Source organism: Colwellia sp. Bg11-12, from assembly GCF_014076955.1.
Taxonomy (GTDB): Bacteria; Pseudomonadota; Gammaproteobacteria; order Enterobacterales; family Alteromonadaceae; genus Colwellia_A.
Window position 1 is genome coordinate 24,469 of record NZ_JACGUZ010000059.1, and the last position, 12,245, is coordinate 36,713.

Below are 12,245 nucleotides of genomic sequence, written 5' to 3' on the forward strand. Positions count from 1 at the left end.
ACTCGCTATTTATGCTAAATCTTATCTATTGTAAAAGTGCAACATCAGCGATAGCAAAGAAACTATTTCTTATTTCATTCAATAGCGTTAAACGATTTGTTTTAACAGCTTCATCATCAGCCATAACCATTACGTTATCGAAAAAGTTATCAATTGGCGCTTTTAAACAGGCAAGCTCTGTTAATGCTGCTTGATAATCTTTAGCTAACATCATTGGCGCTATAGTCACCTTAACTTCATCGAAAGCTTTAGCTAAAGCTTTTTCTTCAGCTTCGCTCGCTAAGTCAGCTTTAAACTCAGGATAAAGTTCACCTTTGAATTTAGCTAAAATATTACCAACACGCTTATTAGCTGCAGCCAGTGTCGCCGCTTGCTCTAAAGATTTAAAGTGACTTACCGCTTTAATACGTTTTTCAAAATCTAATGGCGCAGTAGGTGCATTGGCCAAAACAGCCTGAATAACATCAACTGAGATGCCTTGCTCCTGGTAATAGGCTCTAAAACGACCTAAAACAAAATCAGTCACTTGTATATTAACGTTTTCATTGGCAAGCTTGTCGCCGTATAAAACAACACTTTCGTTAATTAACTCACTGATATCTAATGATAATTGTTTTTCTATAATAATTCGAATTAAACCGATTGCCGCTCGACGTAAAGCAAATGGGTCTTTATCACCTTTCGGTGGCTGATTTATACCAAATATGCCAACCAAACTATCTACTTTATCTGCTATAGCTACGGCACAACCAATATTGCCTTCAGGTAAGGTATCACCCGAGTATCGGGGACGGTATTGGTCTTCTAATGCTTGAGCAACTTCAGGTGCTTCACCATCATTTTGAGCATAATACTTCCCCATAGTACCTTGTACTTGAGGAAACTCTAACACCATTTCAGACATTAGATCGGTTTTACTTAATAAGCCAGCACGTGTCGCCTGTGCTGAGTTTTCACCTATTTGACCAGCAATATGACCGCTTAATGAAGCAATGCGTTCTGACTTCTCTTTTAACGTACCTAATTGTTTTTGAAACAATACCGATGATAAGCTTTCTAAGCGTGATTCTAACGTTTTACTCTTATCTGTTTTAAAGAAAAACTCAGCATCAGCCAAACGTGGACGAATAACTTTTTCATTACCTTTAATTACTTGGCTTGGATCTTTACTTTCTATATTTGATACAAAAATAAACTTATTTAATAACTGTCCATTTTTGTCATTCACTGGAAAGTATTTTTGATGATCTTTCATAGAGTAGATAAGCGGTTCAGCTGGAACATTTAAAAAGGCTTCATCGAAACTACCAATGAGTATAACCGGCCACTCGACTAATCCAGTAACTTCTTCTAATAAGTCAGCGTCAATTAGCGCTACACCATTTAATTGGTCTGCCGCTTTATTAATTTCTGCCAAAATTAATTTTTGTCTCTGTTCATAATCAACTTGTACAAACGCTGCTGTTAATTTATCTTCGTATTCATCAGCATGCGCTAAAGACACGAGTCCTTCGTGATGAAAACGGTGCCCTGTCACTAAATTACTCGAGTTTACCTCTAACGTTTCACCATTAATAACTTTATCACCAAACATTATTGTTAACGTATGAACAGGCCGAATAAATTGTGTTCGGGTGCTTCCCCAGCGCATAGGCTTAGGAATAGGTAGTTTACTTACAGCAACATTTATCATTGCTGGAATTAAAGCTTCTACTGTTTTACCTGGTTGAATAGCACGGTGGAGTAGCCATTCACCTTTATCCGTTTTCAAACGTTGTGCTTCTTCAACACTGATACCATTTGAACGTGCCCAACCTTGTGCTGCTTTACTTGCATTACCTTCAGCATCGAAAGCAACATCAACAGCTGGTCCACGTTTTTCAATTTCTTTATCTACTTGTTTTTCAACGAGCTTACTTACTTTAACGGCTAAACGACGAGGTGTAGCAAACCATTTTATCTCTTCATAGGCTAGATCTGCGCTGTCTAATTGATCTTTTATTTGCTGATAAAAGGTTACCGCAAGATTTTTTAATGACTTTGGAGGTAACTCTTCAGTACCTAGTTCTATCAATAATGTTTCAGTATTCATTATGACTTCTCCTCAGAGGTATTATTATTCTTACAAAGAGGAAAACCTAATTCTTCACGCTTATCATAATAGGCCTGTGCACAAGCTTTTGATAATGTTCTAACTCTAAGTATATAACGTTGACGTTCAGTCACAGAAATGGCGTGACGAGCGTCTAATAAGTTAAATGCGTGAGATGCTTTCATAACTTGTTCATAAGCAGGTAGTGCTAAACCAGCTTCAATTAACTTTTGGCTATCTTTTTCACATTGATCAAAAGTGTTAAACAATGCATCTACGTCTGCATATTCAAAGTTGTAAGTTGATTGTTCAACTTCATTTTGATGAAATACATCACCATACAGTACTTTACCCATAGGACCATCGGCCCACACAAGATCATAGATGCTGTCAACATTTTGAATATACATCGCTAAACGTTCAAGGCCGTAGGTTATTTCACCAGTTACTGGTGTGCACTCTAAGCCTCCTACTTGTTGAAAGTAAGTAAATTGCGATACTTCCATGCCATTTAACCAAATTTCCCAACCTAGCCCCCAAGCGCCCAACGTTGGTGACTCCCAGTTATCTTCGACAAAGCGAATATCATGTACGAGAGGATCAATGCCTAACTCTTTTAAAGAATTAAGGTACAACTCTTGGATATTTTTTGGCGAAGGTTTTAACATCACTTGGAATTGGTAATAGTGTTGTAAACGATTTGGGTTTTCACCGTAACGACCATCTGTAGGACGACGACAAGGCTGAACAAAAGCACTACTCATTGGCTCAGGGCCAATAGAGCGTAAAAATGTCATGGGGTGAAAGGTACCAGCACCTACTTCGAGATCAAGGGGTTGAACGATGACACAACCTTGACGCGACCAGTAGTCTTGTAACTGAAAGATTAATCCTTGAAATGTTTTTATATTGAACGTACTCATAATTTTCCGATTCATTATTCGTGTGAATTTACCGATAACGGCTAATGATATTAAGTATACCGATTGCTTTATTATTAGCCTAGTAACAAGTTAACAAACTTTGAGTTTTTACTCAGTAATTAATTACTTTATCTATTACCGTGTTGCAGAATGTTAAAATGCCCGGATTTGATGTCCGGGCATTTATTATTTTAAAATAGCAAGCTTAACTATATATCTAAGTTCGCTACATTTAATGCGTTTGCTTCAATGAAGTTTCTACGTGGCTCAACATGATCACCCATGAGTGTGGTAAACAATAAATCTGCAGCAATAGCATCTTCAATGGTTACTTGTAACATACGACGCGTTTCAGGATCCATTGTAGTTTCCCACAACTGGCTTGGATTCATTTCACCCAATCCTTTATAACGCTGTATGTATTGTCCACGTTTAGATTCAGCCATCAACCAAGTAAGAGCTTCTTCAAATGTAGTGACAGTTTTAATTTTTTCACCACGTTTAACATAACCACCTTCTTCGATTAAGCCGTTAATTGCCGTATTTAAACCAAAGATAGTTTCGAATTCTTTTGAATGAATGAATTCGTAACCACAATCATATATATGGTCAATACCGTGCTGTCGAACATTAAAGCTAGGGTAATAGATATTTCTTTCTTGATCATGCTTTATATCAGCAGAATAGATAGAACCATTACCATCTTGGTTGTCCAATTGTGAAACTAAATCAGCGACCCATGCTTCAACTAATGCTTTATCGTTAAAATCTGTCTTAAGAATTTCTTTGCTGTAGATCATTTTCTCTAATATATCAGCAGGAATTTGACGAGATACACGTTTAATGATGTCATGTGTTTTACGATACTGTCTCACTAGTTGTTCTAGCGAAATACCTGAAATAGCAGGTGCAGATTCATTTACATAAATTTCTGCATTATCTAATGCTAACGTTGTTAGATATTCTGTTAAACCATCATCATCTTTAATATAGCGCTCTTGCTTACCTTTCTTCACTTTATAAAGTGGTGGTTGAGCAATAAAAATATGACCGCGTTCCATTATTTCTGGCATTTGACGATAAAAGAATGTCAATAACAAAGTACGTATATGTGAACCATCGACATCAGCATCGGTCATGATGATGATACTGTGGTAACGTAATTTTTCAGGGTTGTATTCATCACGTCCGATACCACAACCTAAAGCGGTGATTAACGTGCCTACTTCTTGTGATGATATCATTTTATCAAAACGTGCTTTTTCAACGTTAAGAATTTTACCTTTTAGGGGTAATATTGCTTGGTTACGACGATTTCTTCCCTGCTTGGCTGAACCACCAGCAGAGTCTCCTTCCACAATATATAGTTCAGATAACGCAGGATCTTTTTCCTGACAATCTGCTAATTTACCAGGCAAACCAGCGATATCTAACGCACCTTTACGGCGCGTCATCTCACGAGCTTTACGAGCAGCTTCACGCGCTCTTGCCGCATCGACAATCTTCATAATAATAGTACGAGCAACAGCTGGTTTTTCTAATAGATATTCACCTAGCTTTTCGCCCATTGCTTGTTCAACAGCCGTTTTGACTTCTGACGAAACGAGCTTATCTTTAGTTTGTGATGAGAATTTAGGGTCAGGTACTTTAACTGATATTACCGCCGTTAAACCTTCACGAGCATCATCACCAGAGGCACTTGTTTCTGTACTACCTCCTTTCTTAGTTTTATTAAGACCTTCTTTTACCATATAACTATTAAGCGTACGTGTTAAAGCAGTACGGAAACCACTTAAGTGAGTACCACCATCACGCTGAGGAATATTGTTAGTAAAACAGTGAATACTTTCTTGGAAACCATCATTCCACTGCATCGCAACTTCTACAATAATGCCATCTTCACGCGCTAAATCGAAATAGAATATATCTTCATTTACCGGTGTTTTATTGGTATTTAAGTAATCAACGAATGCTTGGATACCACCATCAAATTTGAAATGATCTTCTTTGCCTTTCTCACGCTCATCTATTAAGCGAATTGAAATACCAGAATTTAAGAAAGATAACTCACGGATACGTTTAACTAATAAGTCATAGTGAAATAAGACATCTGTAAAGGTATTTTCACTTGGCCAGAAACGTACTTCAGTACCTGTTTTATCACTCACACCGACTTCAGCTAGAGGAGCTTCAGCGACGCCTTCGTGATATGTTTGCTCAAATAATTTACCTGCTCGTCGGATATTCAGTTTTAGCTTACTACTTAAAGCGTTTACCACTGAAATACCAACGCCATGAAGACCACCGGAAACTTTATAGCCTGAGTCGTCACCACCAAATTTACCACCAGCATGAAGTACTGTCATGATAACTTCGGCAGCAGAAATACCTTCTTCAGGGTGTATGTCAGTTGGAATACCACGACCATCATCTCTAACCGATACAGAGCCGTCTATGTGTATTTTAACAACAATTTCAGTACAATGACCCGCTAACGCTTCATCGATAGAGTTATCTAATACTTCAAACACCATATGATGCAAACCACTGCCATCATCCGTGTCACCAATGTACATTCCTGGTCTTTTACGTACAGCGTCAAGTCCTTTTAGAACTTTAATACTGTCTGAGCCGTATTCATTTTCTACTGTCATAGCGTATAGCCTATTTACCTATTGCTGAGATTTGTCCATGTTTCACGTGAAACATTTTATAATTATTATCAGTAGGAACCAAGGGTTCTACTGCGATTTTATCAATTGCCGTGATAATAACTTGGCAGTCTAGTTTATTAATTGCATTGTTTAGTAAAGTTCTAGAATTGAAATCTAGCTCTGCACCTACATCGTCAATTAACAAAATTGGTTTTACTCGTTTAACTTTCTCTATTAGCTTTGCTTGCGCAAAAGTTAACGCCAGTAAAAACAACTTTTGTTGACCACGTGATAATTGGTTATCTATAACCACACTACCCGTTAAAAATTTAACATCAAACTTTTGAGCTCCGTATAAACTGAAGCCACATTTTCTTTCTCTTTCACTATTTTGTGATAACACATCATTTAACGACTTTTTACTGTTCCACCCTTGAGTGTACGATATCGATATGCCATCGGCCAATGTGGGTAGCATTAATTCCAACCAAGGTTGAAGCTCCTCAGACAGCTCTTTAATGTACTCATCACGTAATTTTGCAACTCTAACTGACGCCTCACAAAACACATGAGTCCAATAATTTAGCGTATCATTATCAGCTTTACTACGTAAGCAAGCATTCCTGTGTTTCAATATTCGAGAGAACTCTTTCCAGCAATCTGAAAATGACTGTTTCACGTGAAACAATCCTAAATCTATAAAACGTCTTCTTTGTTTAGGTCCGCCAAAAAACAATTTAAAACTTTCGGGTGTAATAACTTGTACTGCAACATTTATTGCCAATTGAGAGAGCTGACGATATTTCTCACCTGCAATTTTAATTTCGGTAAGACCGGTATCAAAATCTTTTGCAACACCTAGTTGTAACCCTTTATTGTCTTTAGCACTAACAATAAACTTTTTTTTGCTATGGGTAACTAAATTTTCAACTTGCGATGTCCTAAAGGACTTACCATGCCCTAGATAAAAAATAGCTTCTAATAAACTACTTTTACCGCTGCCATTGTCACCAATAATAAAATTAATATTGTCATTTAATTCAATGGGATCTGACGCTAAATTTCTAAAATCAAAAACGGTAAGTTTTTCTATACTCATTACAAACGCATTGGCATAACAACATAAATAGCTTCATTACTTTCAGCACCTTCAATAACTACACTACTATTTGCATCAGCCAAAGTAAATTTAACTTCTGGCTCTTTAATGGCGTTCAAAACGTCGAGAACATAATTAACATTAAAACCAATTTCAACTTCGTCATAAGGAAAATCAATTTCTAATACTTCTTCAGCTTGTTCTTGCTCAGGATTATTAGCGGTAATTTTTAACTCATGCTTGGAAAAATTCAAACGTACACCTCTGAATTTATCGTTTGATAAAATGGAGGCACGCGATAGAAGTTGACGTAAGTTGTCTTTACTCGTATTTAATACTTTATCACCGTTACGCGGAAGTACTCGACGATAATCAGGAAAGCGACCGTCAACTAATTTACTGGTAAAAGAGAATTCACTATCAATAATACGAATATGATTAGAGCCAAGAAATACTTGCACGTTTTCCTCAACAGGATCAAGTAAGCGAATAATCTCTAAAATACCTTTACGGGGAACAATAACTTGTCTTGATGGTAGCGTTAATTCATTAGACGATATTTTACATATCGCAAGACGATGCCCATCAGTGGCAACAGAACGGATTTCATTACCTTCAGTTTCAATAGACATCCCATTAAGATAGTACCTAACATCTTGATTAGCCATAGAAAAATGAGTACTTTCAATTAAACGAAGTAAGTCAGATTTAAAAAGCTGAAATTCGACATCGCCTTTCCATTCTTCAATATTGGGAAAATCTACAGCGGGTAATGTTGATAATGAATATTTACTTCTTCCGGTGCTAATAGTAATAGCTTCATTAGTAGATTCAAAAGATAAGATTGAATCGTCAGGTAAACTCTTACAAATATCAAGAAGCTTTCTGGCGGGAATAGTAATTTTACCATCTTCACCTTGGTTATCTATTTGGGTACTAGATACCATTTCAAGCTCTAAATCAGTGGCTGTTAACGTAAGTGACTGTCCACTTACATCCAAAAGAATATTACCAAGAATAGGTAATGTACTTTTACGCTCAACGGCACCAGAAACCAATAAAAGTGGTTTCAGTAATAATTCCCTATTTAATGAAAACTTCATTTATCTACCTATCTTTTTTATGTACTTATTATTATAACGAAAGCTATGATGAAAGTGTTCTAGTTAAATTAGAATAATCTTCCTTGATGTCATGCGACTCTTCGCGTAACGCCTTAACCTTACGACATGCATGAAGGACGGTTGTATGATCACGTCCACCATATGCATCACCTATTTCTGGCAAACTATGGTTAGTTAGCTCCTTAGATAATGCCATTGCAATTTGTCTAGGTCTAGCCACAGATCTATTTCTACGTTTTGAAAGTAAATCGGCAACTTTAATTTTATAATATTCTGCAACGGTTCGTTGAATATTATCGATAGTAACTAATTTGTCTTGTAAGGCAAGTAAATCTCGTAATGCTTCACGAACAAAATCTATCGTAATAGGTCTACCGGTAAAGTTAGCATTAGCGATAACTCTATTCAATGCCCCTTCTAACTCACGAACATTAGACCGTAGACGTTTAGCAATGAAAAATGCAACTTCGTCCGCCAAGTTAATATGACTTTCTTGCGCTTTGCGTTTAAGAATTGCAACACGTGTTTCTAGTTCGGGAGGCTCTATTGCAATAGTTAATCCCCAACCAAAGCGGGATTTAAGTCTATCTTCAACATCAACTTCTTTTGGATAACGATCACTAGTTAAAATTATTTGCTGATTACCTTCAAGCAAAGCGTTGAAAGTATGGAAAAATTCTTCTTGCGTTCTATCTTTACCTGCAAAAAATTGAATATCATCTATGAGTAAAGCATCAACACTACGATAGTAATGCTTGAATTTTTCCATCGCATTATTTTGCAATGCGCGAACCATATCTTGAACAAAACGCTCAGAATGCATATAAGCAATTTTAGCATTAGGCTTATTTAATAAAATACCGTTACCCACTGCATGTAATAAATGGGTCTTACCTAAACCCGTTCCGCCATAAATAAATAGAGGGTTATACGCAGAACCAGGATTATCGGCAACTTGTGAGGCAGCAGCTCGTGCTAATTGATTCGATTTACCTTCAACAAAATTATCAAAAGTGTATTTAACCCTAACGTTGGTCGTTTTAGGTAAATTACTTTGCGGCTCTTCTCTTTTTTTATTTGCACTTACAAGTTGTGGAATAGTATTGACAATATTTTGTGAGCTACTTTGATTTGGAATACTACCAACGTCAAATCTAAGAAGAGGTGGATTAGTACTTTCTTGCAAAGTAACCAATTCATTTATACGACTAACATATTTGTCACGAACCCAATCAAGTACAAAACGATTAGGTGCATATAAAGTCATGATATTGTCAGCGACAACACATTGTAACGGACGTATCCACATACTGAATTGCTGCGCTGGCAACTCTTCTTGTAGAACTGAAAGGCATCGCTGCCAAAGTGAATGATCCAACCAAATGCTCCTGATATTACACGACGTCCTGTTACATTATCTTCTCGTAAAAACGACAAATAAAGCAAGCGTAGGTAAATGTGGTATTTTTGTAATTGGTCTATTATCACCATAGTTATCCACAACATCAATATTGACTTTTAAATAGTTGCCCTTTTAGTGAAAATAAAATAAAAAAAACTCCGCAAAAGCAATAAAAACGGTATTTTTAGACTAATTTACTGCTAAAATTTTATTTACATATTATTTAGCTATTAGCAGTAATTACTTAACTTATTTTAAATGTAATTCAAAATAATGTTACAAAACTGTGGATATAAATAATAGATCACAAAGATCTATTAGGATCTTTTTAAAATAGATTACTATAAGCATTGACAACAGTTGCTACAAACTATAAAATTCGGCCTCTTTTTTTAGAACCAGTGTGCTCAATACGGCTGTTTGCCAGGGCAACAACAACAGACGGATTAGCGTAATGAAAAGAACATTTCAACCTAGTGTATTAAAGCGTAAACGCAACCACGGTTTCCGTGCTCGTATGGCTACAAAAAACGGTCGTGCAGTAATTTCACGTCGCCGTGCCAAAGGCCGTAAAAGCCTTAGCGCATAATCTCTTTTTTAATCTTTAATAAAGAGATATTTTAACCATCATGGTTAATTATGAATTTAATCGGGAGTCACGCTTGTTGACTCCCGGTCACTTTCAATCTGTATTTTCTAAACCTCTTCGTTTCGGCTCTAGCCACATAACTATTCTTGTTAGTCCAAATTTAGATGAACGTAATCGTTTAGGCTTAGCTATTGCTAAAAAACGCGTTAAATTAGCTGTTCAGCGAAATCGTATTAAACGTCAAATTAGAGAAAGTTTTCGACTCAATCAACATGAATTACCCAATATCGATATCGTCGTTATGGTGAAATCAGGCACAGATAAGTTAGAAAACGCAGAAATTAAAAAACAATTAGAAAAAATATGGCGAAAAGTAATTCAACGCCACAACAGCTAGCAATAGCTTTAGTTAAAGCTTACCAGCGCTGGCTTAGCCCACTACTTGGCAGTAACTGCCGATTTCATCCAACTTGCTCTTTTTATGCTATTGAAGCAATTAATCGCTTCGGTGTGATAAAAGGTTGTTGGTTAGCGGGCAAACGTATACTAAAATGCCATCCATTAAACGCGGGTGGATTAGATCCCGTGCCACCATCAAAAAAAGAGAAATAATAAATTATGGAATCTCAACGCAGTTTTCTTTTTATTGCGCTTATGGTTGTTACTTATTTGCTGTTCACAGAATATCAAAAAGATAATGCACCTGTAGTCGCTCAACCCGCAATGACACAAACAACAAATCAAGTGAACACTAGTGATGCTGATTCTATTCCTCAGTCATCAAGTTCAGCAATGCCAATATCAACAATGGTTAAAGCAAGCGAACAAGTTATTAGTATAGATACTGATGTACTTATTGTTAAAATTGCTACACGTGGTGGCGATATTGTTGAAGCAAGATTAAAAGACTTCGATACAGAACAAGGCAACGGCATACCGTTTACCGTAATGCAAAATGGTAACCGTAAATATGTTGCGCAAAGTGGACTGATTGGCGCACAAGGTTTAGATCAAGTAATACCTGGCCGTCCGGTTTATCAAACAAGCAGTAAATCATACACACAAACAGGTGATACACCGTTAGTCGTTGATTTACAATATACTGCTGAAAATGGCTTGAACGTAACAAAACGTTTTACATTTACAAAATCAGACTATAGCGTAGATGTTGAATATATTATAAACAACACAGCAACTACCGCTGCTACCGTTCAAATGTACGGACAACTAAAACAGTCTACTGTAGTAGAGAGTGGTAGTTCATTAATGCCTACGTATCGTGGTGCAGCCTATTCGACAACTGAAGATCGCTATGAAAAATACGATTTTGGTGACATAGAAGAAAAAAGATTAAATGTAACGACTGCTGGTGGTTGGGTTGCAATGCTTGAACATTATTTTGTTTCCGCATGGGTACCGAGTCTAACAGCCGATAACAATATTTATTCAAGTTATTCTGCTAACAATGAAGCTGTTATTGGGTTTAAGTCACCATCGGTGACTATTCAACCAAATAGCCAGGCGACAACGTCAGCTATTTTTTATGTTGGTCCTAAGGATCAATATAAGCTGGATGAGATAGCGCCAAACTTAGGGTTGACCATAGATTACGGCTTTTTATTTATGATCAGTAAGCCACTATTTTGGTTATTACTTCAAATTCAGTCTTTGGTTACTAACTGGGGTATTGCGATTATTGTAATTACCTTAGTCGTTAAGGGTGCTATGTATCCATTAACAAAAGCACAATACACCTCAATGGCTAAGATGCGTGAACTTGCTCCTAAAATGGCACAGTTAAAAGAACGCTTTGGTGATGACCGTCAGAAAATGTCACAAGCTACCATGGAAATGTACAAGAAAGAAAAAGTGAACCCAGCTGGTGGTTGTTTACCAATGATCATTCAAATGCCAATATTCTTAGCATTGTATTGGGTATTTTTAGAAAGTGTTGAATTACGTCACGCACCATTCTTTTTCTGGATAGAAGATCTTTCTACTATGGACCCTTATTTTATATTACCGGTGTTTATGGGTGTAAGTATGTTCGTTATGCAAAAAATGCAACCGATGACTATACAAGATCCGATGCAACAGAAAATTATGCAATATATGCCCGTAGCATTTTCTGTATTCATGGCTTGGTTCCCATCAGGTCTAGTACTTTATTGGTTTGTCAGTAACATGATTTCAATTGTGCAAATGAAAATTATTTTCAGTGGCATAGAAAAAGCTAAATTGGCCAAAGTAAAAGCTAAAGATTAATTATTAAAGCGTAAAATTGTTAAAGGCGACCTAATATAGGTCGCCTTTTTTATTTCTGCTCAATAAATGTTTATAATAGCCTCGCTCTCTCCTAGGA

At 36.6% G+C, this 12,245-nt stretch carries 10 protein-coding genes; 4 read left to right on the forward strand and 6 right to left on the reverse strand.

What is annotated here, in order from left to right:
• Positions 1 to 25: 25 nt before the first annotated feature.
• The 6 genes from glyS to dnaA all read right to left on the reverse strand — a co-directional run bounded on the left by glyS (position 26) and on the right by dnaA (position 9,270).
• The gene (glyS, locus tag H4J39_RS06040) at positions 26 to 2,092 is read right to left on the reverse strand and encodes a glycine--tRNA ligase subunit beta (RefSeq protein WP_182226514.1); all 2,067 of its coding nucleotides are present in this window, start codon (positions 2,090 to 2,092) and stop codon (positions 26 to 28) included.
• Positions 2,092 to 3,015, reverse strand: coding sequence for a glycine--tRNA ligase subunit alpha (gene glyQ / locus H4J39_RS06045; RefSeq protein WP_182226516.1), 924 nt, complete (start codon positions 3,013 to 3,015; stop codon positions 2,092 to 2,094). The genes glyS and glyQ overlap by 1 nt, the downstream gene beginning before the upstream one ends.
• 209 nt (positions 3,016 to 3,224) lie before the next feature.
• A complete protein-coding gene (gene gyrB / locus H4J39_RS06050) occupies positions 3,225 to 5,669 on the reverse strand; it encodes a DNA topoisomerase (ATP-hydrolyzing) subunit B (RefSeq protein WP_182226518.1) in 2,445 nt (814 codons plus the stop codon).
• Between the two features lie 10 nt (positions 5,670 to 5,679).
• Positions 5,680 to 6,768 (reverse strand): DNA replication/repair protein RecF, encoded by a 1,089-nt coding sequence (recF, locus tag H4J39_RS06055; RefSeq protein WP_182226520.1) that lies wholly within the window; start codon positions 6,766 to 6,768, stop codon positions 5,680 to 5,682.
• Positions 6,768 to 7,871 carry a DNA polymerase III subunit beta gene (gene dnaN, locus H4J39_RS06060; RefSeq protein ID WP_182226522.1) on the reverse strand — a complete coding sequence of 368 codons (1,104 nt, stop codon included), beginning with the start codon at positions 7,869 to 7,871 and terminating at the stop codon, positions 6,768 to 6,770. Before dnaN ends, recF begins: the two co-directional genes overlap by 1 nt.
• A gap of 43 nt (positions 7,872 to 7,914) precedes the next feature.
• Positions 7,915 to 9,270 carry a chromosomal replication initiator protein DnaA gene (gene dnaA, locus H4J39_RS06065; RefSeq protein WP_182226524.1) on the reverse strand — a complete coding sequence of 452 codons (1,356 nt, stop codon included), beginning with the start codon at positions 9,268 to 9,270 and terminating at the stop codon, positions 7,915 to 7,917.
• 478 nt (positions 9,271 to 9,748) lie between these two features.
• On the opposite strand from dnaA, the gene rpmH reads away from it, so the two are divergent.
• From rpmH to yidC, 4 genes are read left to right on the forward strand one after another with little or no spacing between them, the layout of a single operon-like run.
• On the forward strand, positions 9,749 to 9,883 hold the full coding sequence (gene rpmH / locus H4J39_RS06070) for a 50S ribosomal protein L34 (RefSeq protein WP_070375296.1): 135 nt from the start codon (positions 9,749 to 9,751) through the stop codon (positions 9,881 to 9,883).
• Between the two features lie 40 nt (positions 9,884 to 9,923).
• The gene (gene rnpA, locus H4J39_RS06075) at positions 9,924 to 10,280 is read left to right on the forward strand and encodes a ribonuclease P protein component (RefSeq protein ID WP_182178726.1); all 357 of its coding nucleotides are present in this window, start codon (positions 9,924 to 9,926) and stop codon (positions 10,278 to 10,280) included.
• Positions 10,247 to 10,495, forward strand: a complete 249-nt coding sequence (gene yidD, locus H4J39_RS06080) for a membrane protein insertion efficiency factor YidD (protein ID WP_182178724.1) — start codon at positions 10,247 to 10,249, stop codon at positions 10,493 to 10,495. The genes rnpA and yidD overlap by 34 nt, the downstream gene beginning before the upstream one ends.
• Before the next feature lie 6 nt (positions 10,496 to 10,501).
• Positions 10,502 to 12,148, forward strand: coding sequence for a membrane protein insertase YidC (gene yidC, locus H4J39_RS06085; protein WP_182226525.1), 1,647 nt, complete (start codon positions 10,502 to 10,504; stop codon positions 12,146 to 12,148).
• Positions 12,149 to 12,245 lie beyond the last annotated feature (97 nt).